Origin of the sequence: Nonomuraea mesophila (assembly GCF_004352805.1) — a bacterium.
Lineage (GTDB): Bacteria > Actinomycetota > Actinomycetes > Streptosporangiales > Streptosporangiaceae > Nonomuraea > Nonomuraea longispora.
The window spans coordinates 1-15388 of record NZ_SMLD01000204.1; the positions used below are offsets into that span (position 1 = coordinate 1).

The 15388-nt window shown below is 70.6% G+C and carries 16 protein-coding genes; 8 read left to right on the forward strand and 8 right to left on the reverse strand.

All coding sequences use genetic code 11. From position 1 onward, the window contains the following. Positions 1-247 precede the first annotated feature (247 nt). The gene (locus tag E1295_RS42225) at positions 248-883 is read left to right on the forward strand and encodes a sigma-70 family RNA polymerase sigma factor (RefSeq protein ID WP_132334441.1); all 636 of its coding nucleotides are present in this window, start codon (positions 248-250) and stop codon (positions 881-883) included. A 109-nt stretch (positions 884-992) separates the two neighbouring features. Here the strand turns inward: E1295_RS42225 and E1295_RS42230 are convergent, their stop codons facing one another. Further along, complete coding sequence (locus E1295_RS42230) at positions 993-1370, reverse strand: DUF5319 domain-containing protein (RefSeq protein ID WP_132640005.1); 378 nt, start codon at positions 1368-1370, stop codon at positions 993-995. Between the two features lie 39 nt (positions 1371-1409). Then, positions 1410-2354 carry a response regulator transcription factor gene (locus E1295_RS42235; RefSeq protein ID WP_246081035.1) on the reverse strand — a complete coding sequence of 315 codons (945 nt, stop codon included), beginning with the start codon at positions 2352-2354 and terminating at the stop codon, positions 1410-1412. Between the two features lie 547 nt (positions 2355-2901). On the opposite strand from E1295_RS42235, the gene guaB reads away from it, so the two are divergent. The 3 genes from guaB (at position 2902) to E1295_RS42250 (ending at position 5863) form a co-directional block, all read left to right on the forward strand. After that, on the forward strand, positions 2902-4383 hold the full coding sequence (gene guaB / locus E1295_RS42240; protein ID WP_132640009.1) for an IMP dehydrogenase: 1482 nt from the start codon (positions 2902-2904) through the stop codon (positions 4381-4383). Between the two features lie 4 nt (positions 4384-4387). Continuing rightward, complete coding sequence (locus tag E1295_RS42245; protein ID WP_181958129.1) at positions 4388-5509, forward strand: GuaB3 family IMP dehydrogenase-related protein; 1122 nt, start codon at positions 4388-4390, stop codon at positions 5507-5509. A gap of 84 nt (positions 5510-5593) precedes the next feature. Further along, positions 5594-5863, forward strand: a complete 270-nt coding sequence (locus E1295_RS42250) for a hypothetical protein (RefSeq protein WP_132640011.1) — start codon at positions 5594-5596, stop codon at positions 5861-5863. A 61-nt stretch (positions 5864-5924) separates the two neighbouring features. On the opposite strand, the gene E1295_RS42255 is transcribed toward E1295_RS42250, so the two are convergent. Beyond that, positions 5925-6491, reverse strand: a complete 567-nt coding sequence (locus tag E1295_RS42255; RefSeq protein ID WP_132640013.1) for a dihydrofolate reductase family protein — start codon at positions 6489-6491, stop codon at positions 5925-5927. A 61-nt stretch (positions 6492-6552) separates the two neighbouring features. Here E1295_RS42255 and E1295_RS42260 point away from each other — a divergent pair, with 61 nt between their 5' ends. Beyond that, positions 6553-7134, forward strand: a complete 582-nt coding sequence (locus E1295_RS42260) for a TetR/AcrR family transcriptional regulator (RefSeq protein WP_246081036.1) — start codon at positions 6553-6555, stop codon at positions 7132-7134. Positions 7135-7143: 9 nt separating this feature from the next. Continuing rightward, positions 7144-7926 carry a phosphotransferase family protein gene (locus E1295_RS42265; RefSeq protein WP_132640015.1) on the forward strand — a complete coding sequence of 261 codons (783 nt, stop codon included), beginning with the start codon at positions 7144-7146 and terminating at the stop codon, positions 7924-7926. A gap of 7 nt (positions 7927-7933) precedes the next feature. Here the strand turns inward: E1295_RS42265 and E1295_RS42270 are convergent, their stop codons facing one another. Genes E1295_RS42270 through E1295_RS42285 form a run of 4 tightly spaced genes read right to left on the reverse strand, consistent with a single transcriptional unit; the run spans position 7934 to position 11681 of the window. Then, positions 7934-8758, reverse strand: a complete 825-nt coding sequence (locus E1295_RS42270) for a class II fructose-bisphosphate aldolase (protein WP_132640017.1) — start codon at positions 8756-8758, stop codon at positions 7934-7936. Between the two features lie 12 nt (positions 8759-8770). Further along, on the reverse strand, positions 8771-9679 hold the full coding sequence (locus E1295_RS42275) for a 1-phosphofructokinase family hexose kinase (protein WP_132640019.1): 909 nt from the start codon (positions 9677-9679) through the stop codon (positions 8771-8773). Continuing rightward, the gene (gene nagA, locus E1295_RS42280; protein WP_132640021.1) at positions 9679-10812 is read right to left on the reverse strand and encodes an N-acetylglucosamine-6-phosphate deacetylase; all 1134 of its coding nucleotides are present in this window, start codon (positions 10810-10812) and stop codon (positions 9679-9681) included. The genes E1295_RS42275 and nagA overlap by 1 nt, the downstream gene beginning before the upstream one ends. After that, entirely contained in the window at positions 10809-11681 is an 873-nt protein-coding gene (locus E1295_RS42285; protein ID WP_220449161.1) for an SIS domain-containing protein, read from the reverse strand. The genes nagA and E1295_RS42285 overlap by 4 nt, the downstream gene beginning before the upstream one ends. A 128-nt stretch (positions 11682-11809) precedes the next feature. Between E1295_RS42285 and E1295_RS42290 the strand changes: the two genes are divergently transcribed. Beyond that, on the forward strand, positions 11810-12580 hold the full coding sequence (locus E1295_RS42290) for a DeoR/GlpR family DNA-binding transcription regulator (protein ID WP_132640025.1): 771 nt from the start codon (positions 11810-11812) through the stop codon (positions 12578-12580). Positions 12581-12656: 76 nt separating this feature from the next. Beyond that, positions 12657-14390 (forward strand): glycerol-3-phosphate dehydrogenase/oxidase, encoded by a 1734-nt coding sequence (locus E1295_RS42295; RefSeq protein ID WP_132640027.1) that lies wholly within the window; start codon positions 12657-12659, stop codon positions 14388-14390. A gap of 4 nt (positions 14391-14394) precedes the next feature. On the opposite strand, the gene E1295_RS42300 is transcribed toward E1295_RS42295, so the two are convergent. Further along, positions 14395-15388 (reverse strand): beta-propeller domain-containing protein (locus E1295_RS42300; protein ID WP_181958130.1); only part of this gene is annotated, 994 nt, incomplete at its 5' end.

The following is a 15388-nucleotide window of genomic DNA, read 5'->3' on the forward strand; positions in this document are numbered from 1 at the left end:
CGTCAGGTGTGTATAAGAGACAGGTTGGGGGGAAGTGGGGGAAAAGGTGGAATATTGCAGTAAACCGGAAGAGGGTGGTAAGCGTCGGTGTCTGACAAATGTCGTGCATTCCCGGTTATGAGATGAAACATTATGTCAGCCGTTTCGCCGTAGTGTACGCATTTGATTACTGATAGTTATCGTCGCTTCAGATGTGACCAATCCGTAGCCGTTCGCCATGACGACAGGCCGGATCAGTGCGGGCATCATGCCTATCGTGAGCGAGGGAAGCGTCGCCGACGCCAAAATTGGGGTAAGGCTCGCGTCGAGACTTCCGGCACGGACGGATGACTCCGACCTAAGGGAACTGACGAGCCTCGCCGTGCAGGGAGATCGCAGTGCGATCGAATCTCTGCTCGGCGAGTTGCGTCCGATGGTGGTGCGGTATTGCCGTGCCAGGCTGGGCAGGGTTTCGGGGCAATATCACATTGCCGATGACGTCGCCCAGGAGGTGTGCATCGCGGTCCTGTCCGCGCTGCCGCGCTACCGCGACATGGGGAGGCCGTTCGCCTCCTTCGTGTTCGGGATCGCCTCGCACAAAGTGGCCGACGCGCTGCGCAGTTCCGTGCGCTCGGCCGTACCCACTCAGGACCTGCCCGACGGGCCCGACGACGGGCCGGGGCCCGAGGAGACGGTGGTCCGCTACATCGAGGTGGAGCACGCGCGCAGGCTGCTGGCCAGGCTGCCGGAGAACCAGCGGGAGTTGCTGCTGTTGCGGGTGGTGTCGGGGCTGTCCGCCGAGGAGACCGGTAATGTACTCGGCATGTCACCGGGTGCGGTCCGCGTCGCCCAGCATCGGGCGCTGGCCAGGTTGCGGCAGATGGCCGAGCTGGAGTCCGCTTGACGCCAGAGGAGGAGACCGATGCGCTGCTCGACGCGCTCGGTCGTGGAGAGATGCCTGACTCAGGCGATCCGGCAGCACGGTTGCTGGCCGTGCTGCTCGACGACGTGGATCAGCGGCGTTCCTCCGTGTCGATGACGCCATCGACATAGCCTCTGGCGTATTCCCAGGTGACGTAGTCGGCGGGATCGGGATGGAAGGCCGGCTCGTGGACCTGTGGCTGGCCTTTCTCGATCATCTGTCGCAGGTTGCCGCGCAGCAGCTCCCAGTCGAAGAAGTGCTGCTCGCCGCATTCGGGGCAGTCGAGCACGAGGCCCAGCACACCCTGCGGTTCGAGCAGGGAGCGGAAGACCTCGACGTCGGCGAGGTCCGTGATGGCCTCGTCGCGTTCGGCCGCGGTGAGTGGCTCGGCGTCGTCTAGGGCGCCCATCGCCGAGGAAGGGTCGTTCGGGTCGTCCGCGAACGGGTCGCGGGGGACGTCTTCCAGCACCTTCCCACCATATGACCGATGCGGCCCCAGCGGTGGCTATTACCTCAGCCATCCGCGTCTGGAGGCCTCCACGCCTGCTTGGAAGCGTGACTGGGCGCCCAGTTCGGCCATGGCCCCGGCGAACCTCGCGCGTACCGTCCTGACCGAGATCCCGAGCTGGCGGGCTATCGACTCGTCGCACAGGCCCTGCGCTGCCAGGCGCAGCACCTGGGCCATCCCGTCGATCCCGCGCCCCCACGGCAGGGGCGTGGCGCGGCCCCACAGCTCGCTGAAGAGGGCGCGCAGCATGCCCACCACGATCGGCGTGCGTACGAGGTAGAAGTGGTAGGCGTGGTCGGGCAGGTTGCCGCCCCAGAACGCGGGCAGGCCGGCCACGTCGACGCCCGCGGCCATGAACCAGCTCGGCACCCGGTCCAGCGTGCGCACGTTGCCGCCGGCTTCGAGCAGGCGGGTCAGCAGATCGCGTACGCCTGGGAGTGTCAGGGCCGAAACCGGCAGGATCACATGAACGGCGAGAAGATTTCGTTGTTGCGCATCAATCCACGGATCCGCAAATTTACGAGCAAAGTCGCTCATTGTGCGTTCGTCCGGGATTGCTGTGTGCAATTCCATCGGCGGTGACTGCACGGCCATGCCGACCACGCTTTCGAACAGGACGTCGGCCCCGTTCAACATCTCCACCGTGAAAGGCCCGCTCTGGTAGTCGCGGCCGGCGTCATAGTCGTGGATCAGTCCGCGGATGGACCCGAGCGCCGAATCGATCATGCGGCTCTCCTCGGCCAGCCGCTCCAGCCGCTCGGCGATCACCCGGCCGAGCGCCGCCGCGGGGTGACGGGCCAGGTATTCGCCCGACCGTTCGTCCACCACGCCGAGCTTGACCAGGTCGTCGAGCTGGCGGGTGACCTTGTCCACCGGGCCGTCGATGGCCTGCGCGAGATCGGTGCGGGTGGCTCTGTGCAGGCGCAGCACCGTTGAGTAGAGCACCCTCTGGGCAGGGTCGAGGCCCAGCGTATCGTAGGGATCTGACGCGGCTCTCGGCTCATTGCGCATCGTGGGCGGCTCCGTAGGGGGGACACGGGCGTGCCGCGAGAATAACGCCGCATTGCGCCCTTGTCCTCTCCTTCCACCGACTGCTCGAAGGCGGCGTGCAACTTCGTGCAATTGCACGTTTTCACCTTGCGATGTGCCGTTGAGTGACACAAGCTTTACCTAGCGTCGGCATCCGAAAGCGGGCGTGGCAGCGCCGCCCATCAGGACGCGGAGGGGGGTTCGGTGGTGCGCACGCGCCACCACGCCCCGGGTGCCGGTGGCTGGGGGATGGGACGGGTCACCGACCGTCCCATCCCCCAGCGCTGTGAGATGCCGGGAGTACGACGGACCGTGGGGGTCATCGTGCTCCCGGCACTGCGCGCCTCCTGCCGCGAAACCGGGGAACGTCTGCAGCACGCCGGGCCCCGAGGGCGTGAACACGATTTTGGAGGCAGGCCCTAGACTTGGCTGCATCAGCGCATCGGCAGGAGGGGGCCGCAGCATGTCCAAGTTCACCGAGATGGGTTTGACCTTCGACGACGTGCTGCTGGTTCCTGGCTACTCCGATCTGCAACCGGGCGACGCCGACACCCGGTCCCGCCTGTCCCGTGGCGTCACGCTGTCCATCCCGCTGGTCTCCGCGGCGATGGACACCGTCACCGAGGCCCGCATGGCGGTCGCCATGGCGCGGCAGGGCGGCATCGGCATCCTGCACCGCAACCTCTCGGTCGACGAGCAGGCCCAGCAGGCCGACCTGGTCAAGCGCTCCGAGGCGGGCATGGTCACCAATCCGGTGACGTGCGGCCCCGACGACACGCTGGCCGACGTCGAGCGGCTCTGCGCGACCTACCGGATCTCGGGGGTTCCCGTCACCGACTCGTCGGGCACGCTGGTCGGCATCGTGACCAACCGTGACATGCGCTTCGAGACCGACCAGTCGCGGCCCGTGCACCAGGTCATGACGAAGATGCCGCTGGTCACCGCGCCGGTGGGGGTCTCGCGTGACGACGCCTTCGCCCTCCTCAGGAAGAACAAGATCGAGAAGCTGCCCCTCGTCGACGCCGACGGCAGGCTGCGCGGCCTGATCACGGTCAAAGACTTCACCAAGAGCGAGCAGTACCCTCTGTCCACCAAAGACGCCGACGGCCGGCTCATCGTGGGGGCGGCCGTCGGCGTCGGTGGTGACGCGGAGGTGCGGGCCAAGGCGCTGATCGAGGCCGGGGTCGACGTGGTGGTGGTCGACGTCGCGCACGGCCACTCCAAGGGCCTGGCCGACATGATCGCCAAGGTCAAGGCCAACAGCAAGGTCGAGGTCATCGGCGGCAACATCGCGACCAGGGCGGGCGCGCAGATGCTGGTCGACGCGGGCGCCGACGCGGTCAAGGTGGGCGTGGGGCCCGGCTCCATCTGCACCACGCGGGTGGTCGCCGGGGTCGGCGCCCCGCAGGTGACCGCCATCCACGAGGCCTCCAAGGCGTGCGCGCCCGCGGGCGTGCCGGTGATCGGCGACGGCGGCCTGCAATACTCCGGCGACATCGTCAAGGCGATCGCCGCGGGCGCCGACACGGTCATGCTGGGCTCGCTGCTCGCGGGGTGCGAGGAGTCGCCCGGCGAGCTGATCTTCATCAACGGCAAGCAGTTCAAGTCCTACCGCGGCATGGGCTCGCTCGGCGCCGTACGCAACCGCGAGCGCGGCGGCGCCTCCTTCAGCAAGGACCGCTACGCCCAGGCCGACGTCGGCGGCGAGGACAAATACATCCCCGAGGGCATCGAGGGTCAGGTGCCCTATCGCGGCCCGGTCTCGGCCGTCGCCCACCAGCTCATCGGCGGGCTGCGCCAGGGCATGTGGTACGCCGGCTGCCGCACGATCGCGCAGATGCACACCGACTGCGAGCTCATGCCGATCACGGCGGCGGGCCTCAAGGAGAGCCACCCCCACGACATCCAGATGACGGTGGAAGCTCCGAACTATCACAGAAGGTAAGAGCATGACTCAGCAGGTGGAGATCGGCCGGGGAAAGACCGGGCGGCGGGCATACTCGCTCGACGAGATCGGGCTGGTGCCCTCGCGGCGCACCCGTGACCCGGAGGAGGTCTCGATCGCCTGGCAGATCGACGCCTACCGGTTCGAGCTGCCCGTGGTGGTCGCTCCCATGGACAGCGTGGTCTCGCCGGCCACCGCCATCGCGATCGGGCGGCTGGGCGGGCTGGCCCCGCTCGACCTCGAAGGGCTCTGGACCCGCTTCGAAGACCCGTCGCCGCTGCTGGAGGAGTGCTCGACGCTCGACGCCGCGGCGGCCACCAGGCGGCTGCAGGAGATCTACGCGGCCCCGATCCAGGAGGACCTGATCGGCCGGCGGATCGAGGAGATCCGCTCCTCCGGCGTGACGACCGCCGTGCGGTTGTCGCCGCAGCGCACGGTCCAATACCACAAGGCCGTGATCGACGCGGGCGTCGACATCTTCGTCATCCGCGGCACGACCGTCTCCGCCGAGCACGTGTCGGGGCGGGCCGAGCCGCTCAACCTCAAGCAGTTCATCTACGAGCTCGACGTGCCGGTCATCGTGGGCGGCTGCGCGACCCACACGGCCGCTCTCCACCTGATGCGCACGGGCGCGGCGGGGGTGCTGGTCGGTTTCGGCGGCGGCGCCTCCCACACGACGCGCAACGTGCTCGGGGTGGCCGTGCCGATGGCCACCGCCATCTCCGACGTCGCCGCGGCCCGGCGCGACTACATGGACGAGTCGGGCGGCCGCTACGTGCACGTGATCGCCGACGGCGGCATGGGCACGTCCGGCGACATCGCCAAGGCCATCGCCTGCGGGGCCGACGCCGTGATGGTGGGTTCGCCGCTGGCCCGCGCCGCCGAGGCGCCCGGCCACGGGTTCCACTGGGGCTCCGAGGCGCACCATCCCGACCTGCCGAGGGGACGGCGGGTCGAGTTCGGGACGGTCGGGACACTCGAGCAGATCCTGCACGGGCCGTCGAGCGTGGCAGACGGCTCGATGAACCTCATGGGCGCGCTCAAGCGCACCATGGCCTCCACCGGCTACTCCGACATCAAGGAGTTCCAGCGGGTCGAGGTCGTGGTGGCTCCTACCCACTCCTGACCTGTCCCGATCCGCCACCGCGGCCCATGGGCGGCCCACGGGCGGCTCTGCGCGCCGGGCCGCGGTGAAGTTATGGTTTCGGGCATGGAATCCCTTGAAGAGAGAGTTGCCCGGCTGGAGAAGCAGATGGCCTACCTCCAGCGGCACCTCGGCATCGACCCCGCCCTGATCGACCCCGCGCTGATCGACTCCGTCGGCGGGGGGTCACGGCTGCCGCCCGACTTCTACGCGGCGATGCGCAAGGGGAAGAAGATCCTGGCGATCAAGCTCTACCGGGAGGCCACCGGGGCGTCGCTGGTGGTCGCGAAGAAGGCGGTCGAGGACATGGAGCGTCAGGGCCTCGGCCGGAGGTGAGCTGTTCCGCAGGTTCGGGAAGCCGCGCTTCCTGCGCGGAGAGGGCGGGCCGGGGCGCGGCTCAGCGGGTGTAGGTCGTCACCAGGGTGCCGTTGCCGAAGGTCTCGGTGCCGGTCAGGGTGAACGTCGTCGGCCGGAAACCGCCGTGGAAGGCCGGGATGCCCGCGCCCGCCACCACCGGGTAACACTTGATGATCATCTCGTCGATCTCCGGCAGGAGCTGGGCGGCCACGTTGCCACCTCCGCACAACCAGATGTCCAGCCCGTCCTCCTGCTTCAGCCGCCGCACCAGGCCGAGCGGGTCGCCGGGCACCAGCTCGATGGCGGGCTCGTCGACGCTCTTGATGGTGTTGGAGATGACGTACTGCCTCATGTGGGGGTAGGGGTTGGTCGTGCCCGTCTTCAGGCCGAGCTCGTACGTGCCCCGGCCCATGAGCACGGTGTCGAAGCGCTGGTTGGGGGCGTCGAAGCCGGTCAGGGCCCGGATGGGGGCGGGCACCGTCTCGGGGAGGCGGGCGTTGGCCCACGCCGCCAGGTCGTCGGCCACCGGGTAGAAGTCGACCTCGCCGCCGGGGCCCGCGATGTAGCCGTCGATGGAGGTGGCTACGTAATACGTGAGCTTGCGCAAAACTACTCCTTTTAAAGTACTATGACCGAAGTGCTTTCACCGTAGTACTACAGACGGAGTGGTGTCAAAGGTGGTCAGGCAGAACGTCGCCCGGCGGGCGGCACTGGTCGACGCGGCGATCGAGGTGCTGGCCGAGGAAGGCGCCCGCGGGCTGACGTTCAGGGCGGTGGACTCCCGGGCCGAGGTGCCGACCGGCACCGCGTCCAACTATTTCGCCAGCCGCGACGACCTGCTGACCCAGGCCGGCGGCCGGATCTACGAGCGGCTGCAGCCCGACGCCGCCACCATCGCATCGAGCCTCGCCGGGCCGCGCGACCGCGACCGGGTGACCGGCCTCATGCACGAGATGGTCGGCCGGATCTCGTCCTTCCGGTCAGGCTATCTGGCGCTGCTGGAGCTGCGGCTGGAGGCGACCAGGCGGCCCCGCCTGCGCGAGGTGCTGACCGAGCGCATCCGCGCCGACGTCGAGACGAACGTACGCCACCACCGCGAGACCGGCCTGCCCGGCGACGACACCACCGTGGTCCTGCTCTACCTGGCGCTCAACTGGCTGATCGTCGAGCGGCTCACGCTGCCGGACGTGTTCGGCGAGGAAGAGACGCACGCGCTCGTGAGCGCCGCCGTCGAACGGCTGCTCCCCTAGCATGCGGGGATGACTGATCATCGGCACACCCACGAGCTCGTACGCGACGGCGATCTCATCACCAAGCGGTACGTGGACGGCAAGCCGGGCGCGGGGGAACGTGAATGGCGGGCGCTGACCCTCCTGGCCGAACACGCTCCCGGGCTGGCCCCCGAGCCCGTGGCCTTCGACGGCCGCACGCTCACGATGACGTGGATCGACGGGCTCCCGATGCGAGGGATGCGGGTGCGGGCCGAGCACGTCGCCGCCATGGCCGAGGCGCGCGCCCGGCTGCACGCCGCCCTCCCTGACACCGTCCTGCGGGACGTGCCCGAGCGCCCGTGGGCCGACACCGTGGTCGCCGACTGGGTCAGGCGTCGCGCCGAGGCATGGGAGCCCAGAGGGCCGCTGGACGGCCAGGCCGTCAAAGAGGGGCTGCGGTGGCTGGAGACCAGGTCGCCGGGCGAGCCGGGCACGCCCGCGTTCGGCGCGGGGGACGGCAACCTGGCCAACTTCCTGTGGGACGGCTCCCGCGTCCGCCTGGTCGACTTCGAGGACTCCGGGCGCAGCGACGTGGCGTACGAGGTGGCCGAGATCGCCGAGCACGTGTCTATGTGGGTGGACGGCGAGGTGGAGATCGTGCCCGCGTTCGGCCTGAGCCCGCAGGAGGAGCGGCGGACGCGCGAGCACCGCAGGCTGCACGCCCTCATGTGGTTGTTCCTGCTGGCCCACGACTCCCCGGACTCGCCGCGCAACCCGCCCGGCACCTTCGAGCGGCAGGCCGGGCGGGTGCTGGCGCGGCTGGGAGGGTGAGCGCGGCTCAGCCCGCGAGCACGCCCAGCAGGTGGGTGACCTCCCTGGACACCGCGTCGCGCCCGGCCTTGAGATATTTCCTGGAGTCGACGACCCGCTCGTCGTGGGCCAGGTAGTCGCGGACGGCTCCGGTGAACGCCTTGTTCAGGTGGGTCGCGATGTTGATCTTCTTCATGCCCTTCCCGACGGCCTCGCGCAGCACGTCGTCAGGCACCCCCGACGAGCCGTGCAGCACCAGCGGCACCGGCACCGCGGCCCGCAGCTCGGCGATGAGCTCCAGGTCGAGCACGGCGTCCTTGGACGTCATGGCGTGCGAGGTGCCAACCGCGACCGCCAGCGCGTCGACGCCCGTCCGCGCCACGTAGTCGACGGCCTCGTGGGGTTTGGTGCGGGCGCCCGGCGCGTGCACGCCGTCCTTGCCTCCGACCTCGCCCAGCTCGGCCTCCACCCACACGCCGCGCTCATGGCACCAGGCGGCCACCTCGGCCGTGGCGGCGACGTTCTCCTCGTCGGGCAGGGCCGAGGCGTCGTACATCACCGAACCCAGCCCCAGCTCCACCGCCTCCTCCACGAGTGCCCTGTCGGTGGCGTGGTCGAGGTGGACCGCGACCGGCACGTCCGCGCGGCGGGCCACCGCGAGCGCGGCCAGCGCGACGGGCTCCAGGGCGCCGTGGTAGCGCACGCAGTTCTCGCTGATCTGCAGCACGACCGGCATCCCCAGCGCCTGCGCGCCGGCCACGATGGCGGTGGCGTGTTCGAGCTGGATCACGTTGAACGCGCCCACCCCTGCGGGCGACTGGCTGACGATGTCGCCGATGGCGGCGAGGGGCATGGCAGTGGCTCCTTACGTAATGATGATCTTGGGGTGGATGTCGGCGTACACGTCGGGGTCGAAGTCACCGGCCACGGGCGCGGCCACGGCCGCCGCGCCCAGCGCCGCGGCCCGCCTCAGCCTGTCATGCCACGGTGCCCGCTCCACCAGCCCCAGCGCCAGCCCGGCGACCAGCGCGTCGCCCGCGCCCGTCGGGTTTCCCTCCACGGTGTACGGCATGCGCGCACCGAACGTCCCCTCACCCGTGACGGCCAGCAGCCCTTCGGCCCCCATGGACACCACCACGGCCCCGGCTCCCCGCTCGCGCAGCGCCCGGGCGCCCTCGGCGGGGGCGCCGCCGGGCACCGCCCTGGCCAGCTCTTCCGCGTTGGGCTTGACCACGGACGGGCGGCCCGCCGGCGCGTGGCGCAGCGGTTCGCCGTCGGCGTCCACGATCGCGGGCACGCCCTTGTCCGCCGCGATCGAGGCGAGGGCCGCGTAGGTGTCGAGGGGCACGCCGCGCGGCAGGCTCCCCGACAGGACGACCGCGTCGGCGGTGGCCAGGAGCGTCTCGTAGTGCCGTACGAAGCTCGCCAGCTCCCCGGAGCTCACCTCGGGACCGGGCTCGTTGAACAGCGCCGTACGCCCGGCGCCGTCGTCCGTGACGGCCAGGGTGGTGCGGGAGTCGGCGGCGATGGGCGTCAGGGCGCCCGGCAGCCCGGCCGCCCGCAGATCGCCTTCGACCGCCTGCCCGGTCGGCCCGCCCGCCAGGCCGGTGACCAGCACCTCGTGGCCCAGCGCCGCCAGCACCCTGGCCACGTTGACGCCCTTGCCGCCGGCCCGCCGGTGCACGGCGGTGACCCGGTTGACGCCGTCCCAGTCGACCGAGGGCAACCCGTAGGTCACGTCGAGCGCGAGGTTGAGCGTCACGGTGAGGATCATCAGGGCTCCGTGACCCAGTCGCCGTCCTTCATCACTCCGGTCACCTCCAGGTCGTCGGAGAGCACCACCAGGTCGGCGGCCTTGCCGACGGCGATCGAGCCGATCCGGTCGGCCAGGCCGAGCACCCGCGCGGGTGTCAGCGAGGCCACCTGCACGGCGTCGGGCAGGGACATGCCCACCTCCCGCACGCTGCGCCGGAACGCGACGTCCATGGTCAGGGTGGAGCCCGCGATCGAGCCGCCCTCGACGAGCCGGGCGACGCCGTCGTGCACGCGCACGCCCATCGAGCCGAGCACGTAGTCGCCGTCGCCGAGACCGGTGGCCGACATGGCGTCGGTGATCAGCGCGGTGCGGCCGGGGCCCGCCACTTCGCAGGCCAGCCGCAGCATGGCCGGATGCACGTGCACCCCGTCGTTGATCAGCTCGGTGGTCACCCGCTCGTCGTCGAGCAGCGCGGCGATCGGCCCGGGGGCGCGGTGGCCGAGCGGCGCCATCGCGTTGTAGAGGTGGGTGGCCACGCTCGCGCCCGCCTCGATGCCGTCGATCGTCTGCTCGTAGCCGGCGTCGCTGTGGCCCACGGCGGCGAGCACGCCTTCGGAGACGGCCAGCCGGATCGTGTCGAGCGCGCCGGGCAGCTCGGGCGCGATGGTGACCATGCGTACGTGGCCGCGCCCGGCCTTGACCAGCTCGGCGAACTCCTGCGGCGAGGGCTCGCGCAGCAGCGTGGGGTCGTGCGCGCCGCAGCGGGCCCGCGAGATGTAGGGGCCCTCGAAGTGGATGCCGGCCAACAGCCCTTCCTCGCAGAGCTCGGCCAGCGCCGACGCCGCCCGGACGAGCCGCTCGGGGGAGTCGGTGACGAGGCTGGCCATGGTCGTGGTGGTGCCGTGGCGCCGGTGCAGCGCCACGGCCTCACGGGCCTGGTCGAGCTCGCCGGTGGGGAAGGAGCCGCCGGCGCCGCCGTGGTTGTGGATGTCGACGAAGCCGGGCACGACGTGCCGCCCGCCCACGCTCAGGCCGGGACCGGGAGCCGATCCGTGGCCGACATGCGTGATGCGGCCGTCTTCTATGGTCAGCCACCCCTCGTGGATTCCCCCGGGTGTCACGATCCTGGCGTCGGCAAGAGTAAGGCTCATGGAGAAAGAATCACAGATCGCGTGAGGTGCATGGGCTCGTCGGGATTCAGCTGCTGGGCGAACGCGCGGGCGACGGCCACCCGCTGGGCGCGGATCAGCTCGGCCATGGGGTCCAGCTCGCTGTCGAAGAACATGCCGCCCGCCTGCTCGACCTGCCCGCGCAGGCCGTCGGGCGCGGCGCCGAGCATCCAGGTGACGCGTCCGGGGCCGGCGATGCTGATGGGGCCGTGCCGGTATTCCATCGCCGGGTACGCCTCCGTCCACGAGCGGGAGGCCTCGCGCATCTTCAGCGCGGCCTCCTGCGCCAGCCCGACCGTCCAGCCGGTGCCGAGGAAGCTGAACTGCTCGGCCTTGACCAGCTCGTCGGGCAGCGGCGCGGCGACGGCCCGCTCGGCGTCCTCGATGGCCCGGGTGAGGTCCTCGCCGAGGCTGGCGCGCAACAGGGCCAGCTGGGTGGTGGCGAACCTGGTCTGCACGACCGACCGCTCGTCGGCGTAGTCGAGCACGACGACCTCGTCGGCGGCCCGCATGATCGGCGTCTCCGGGTCGGCGGTGATGGCCGAGATCTTCGTGGTGGTCCTGCCGAGCAGCTCCAGGACCTCGGTGGTGGTGCCCGAGCGGGTCAGCGCGAGCACGCGGTCGTACGAACGTCCTGAGGGCGCCTCGGAGGCGGCGAAGGCGTCGGTCTCCCCGTGCCCGGCCCGCTCCCGCAGTGTCGCGTACGCCATCGCGATGAACCATGACGTGCCGCAGCCGACGACGGCCACCCGCTCGCCGTGGCGCGGCAGCGCGTCGACGGGAACGTCGGCGACGGCGCGGCGCCAGCAGGACGGCTGGGACGCGATCTCGGCCTCGGTGTGGCTGGTCACCACGTGCCTCCCCATGATTGATTGTTTCTGCGTTTTTTATACCAGCTAAGAGCATAAATGGACACCGGTGGCTCCGGCACTCCAGGTGTGCCACGCTTGCTGCTGACCTCGTCCTCAAGGGAGGCTTCGTGTCCCGCTACGACCGCTGGAACGCCATCCTCGAGCTGCTCTCCCAGGAGGGCAGGCTGTCGGTGGAGGAGGCGTCCCAGGCGCTCGACGTCTCCACCGCGACGATCCGGCGGGACTTCGACCAGCTCGCCCAGCAGCAGATGCTCATGCGCACGCGGGGCGGAGCGGTCGCCCAGAGCGTCAGCTACGACCTGCCGCTGCGCTACAAGACGGCCAGGCACGCCGACGAGAAGCAGCGCATCGCGGCCGCCGCGGCGGAGTTCGTGACGCCGGGAGGCGTGGTGGGGCTCAACGGCGGCACCACCACCTCCGAGCTGGCCCGCACGCTCGCCACGGCGCCCGCGCTGGAGAGCGGTTTCACCATCGTCACCAACGCGCTCAACATCGCCGCCGAGCTCACCGTCCGCCAGCACGTCAAGATCGTGGTGACCGGCGGGGTGGCCAGGCAGCAGTCGTACGAGCTCATAGGGCCGCTGGCGACGGGGGTGCTGGAGCAGGTGACGCTGGACGTGGCGTTCCTCGGGGTCGACGCGCTCGACATCGAACTGGGCGCCTCGGCGCACCACGAGGGCGAGGCCAGCGTCAACAACCTGCTGATCAGCCGCGCCGCGCAGGTCGTCGTGGTGGCCGACTCGTCCAAGGTGGGCAAGCGGGCGTTCTCCCGCATCTGCCCGATCGGGCGGATCGACACGCTCGTCACCGACGCCCAGCTCTCCGACGATCTGGCGGGCGAGCTGACGGACGCGGGGGTAAAGGTCGTACGCGCCTGACCCGCCCAGGCGTTACAGGGTGATGTCGGGGCGGGTAGGAAAGCGACACAGGCGACAAGCCATCCCAGGGGGAAACATGGCGTCGGGAAGGACCGTGGCCCGTCTCGGGCCCGCGGAGCGCGCCGAGGCGCTGGAACGTATGGCCGGACGCGAGCTCGACGTGGTCGTGGTCGGCGGGGGCGTCGTGGGAGCGGGGGTGGCCCTCGACGCCGCCACCCGCGGGCTCGACGTCGGGCTGGTCGAGGCCCGTGACTTCGCCTCGGGCACGTCGTCGCGCTCGTCCAAGCTCATTCACGGCGGGCTGCGTTACCTGGAGCAGCTCAACTTCGAGCTCGTACGCGAGGCACTCCAGGAGCGGGCGCTGCTGCTGCAGCGCATCGCGCCGCACCTCGTCCAGCCGGTGCCGTTCCTCTTCCCGCTGACGCACTACGGCTGGGAGCGGGCCTACGTCGGCGCCGGGGTGGCCCTCTACGACACGCTCGGGCTCGCCTCAGGGGTCGCCCGCGGCGTGCCCGGCCACCGGCACCTGTCCAGGTCGCGGGCGCTGCGGCTGGCCCCCGCGCTGAAGAAGAGCGCGTTCACGGGCGCCATCCAGTACTGGGACGCGCAGGTCGACGACGCCCGCTACGTGATGACCATGCTGCGCACCGCGGCCACCTACGGCGCCCACATCGCCCCGCGGGCGCAGGTGGTGGGGTTCCTGCGGGAGGGGGAGCGGGTCACCGGCGTACGGGTGCGCGACCTGGAGAGCGGCGAGGAGTTCGAGGTCCGCGCCCAGCAGGTCGTCAACGCCACCGGGGTCTGGACCGACGACATCCAGGAACTGGTCGGCGGCCGGGGCCAGATCCACGTACGCGCCTCCAAGGGCATCCACCTCGTGGTCCCGCGCGACCGCATCCAGTCGCGGACCGGGATCATCCTGCGTACGGAGAAGTCCGTGCTCTTCGTGATCCCCTGGGGACGGCACTGGATCATCGGCACCACCGACACGGAGTGGACCCTCGACAAGGGCCACCCTGCCGCCTCCAGGGCCGACATCGACTACCTGCTCGACCACGTCAACGCCGTGTTGTCGGTGCCCCTGAGCCGCGACGACGTCGAAGGCGTCTACGCGGGGCTGCGCCCGTTGTTGTCGGGCGAGTCGGACGAGACGTCCAAGCTGTCCAGGGAGCACGTGGTCGCGCATCCGGTGCCCGGCCTGGTGATGATCGCCGGCGGCAAGTACACGACCTACCGCGTCATGGCGCAGGACGCGGTCGACGCCGTGGCGCACGGCCTCGACCAGCGGGTGCCCCGTTCGTGCACCGACCGCATCCCGCTGGCCGGCGCGGAGGGCTACCAGGCGCTGTGGAACGCCCGCCACCGCATCGCCCAGACCTCCGGGCTGCACGTGGCCAGGATCGAGCACCTGCTGCAGCGCTACGGCTCGCTGATCGACGAGGTGCTCGAGCTGATCGAGCACGACCCGTCGCTGGGCCGGCCGCTGAGCGGGGCCGACGACTACCTGCGCGCCGAGATCGTCTACGCCGCCACGCACGAGGGCGCCCGGCATCTCAACGACGTGCTGACCCGCCGTACGCGCATCTCCATCGAGACCTTCCACCGCGGTGTGGCCGTGGCGCAGGAGTCGGCCGAACTGCTCGCCGCGCCGCTCGGCTGGGACGGCGAGCAGGTCAAGCGGGAGGTGGGATATTTCACCAAGCGCGTGGAGGCCGAGCGCCTCTCCCAGGAGCAGGACTCCGACCAGGAGGCCGACGCGATCAGGCTCGGCGCGCCGGAGATCGTCCCCGCGGTCAAGCCGGAGTCCTGAGCCATCACTCCGCCGGGATCCACGCCTGCTCGTCGAGCGTGACGGCGTCGTTGACCTGCACGCCCTGCGTGGAGACCGTCCAGAGCGAGTCGCCGATGACGAGCGAGCGCTGGATGCCGGGCCGGAACCCGCGCTCGTGCTCCTCGCGCTGCGCCGGATGCTTGATCGTGCCGAGCTTCGACACGCCCGAGTCGTCGATCTTGAGGGCGAGCGCGCCCGACTCCTCGCCGCTCCTCAGCGGGATCACCGCGAGGCCGGTCCTGGGCCAGTAGAGGAAGGCGTGCGGGTCCCACTCGGCCTCGGAGCCGGCGTCCTTCTGGAACAGCTGCGACAACCTGCGCGGGGCGGCGGGGTCGCTCACGTCGAACAACGACACCTGCGTGCCCTGCCTCCTGCCCTCCTCGTCCGCCTCCTGGCCGATGCCGATCAGCCGGCCGTCGCCCGCCGGGTGCAGGTAGGCGGAGTAGCCGGTGATCTTCAGCTCGCCGGTCACCTTGGGCGCCGCCGGGTCGCGCAGGTCGAGGGTGTAGAGCGGGTCGACCTGCCTGAACGTGACGGCGTAGCCGACCGGGCCGATGAAGCGGACCGAGTAGATGCGCTCGCCCTTGCCGAGCCCGCCGACCTCGCCCTTCTTGTCCATCGTGGCGGCGTCGAGCACGTACACGGTGCTCGAACTGCTCCGGCCGTCTCTGGCGCCGAGCGTGGTGGCGACGCGGAGGTGGCCCTCGTGCTCAGACAACGAGTACTGGTTCAGCAGGCGGCCCGCCACCTTCCCCGACGCCACGTAGGCGGGCGGGCCCGGCTTGGAGACGTCGAACCGGTGGATCTGCGTCTCCTCGGGCGGGAGCGTGGGCGTCGGCCGGGGCACGGGACGCGACGTCGCCGTGACCGTCATCCTGGTCGGAGGTACTTCGGACGTGTCGCCCGTCACGGGGGGTTCGCTCGGGGTGGGCTCCTCGGCCGGCGCCACGCCCTGCCCGGTGCCGCGGCCGGGCGAG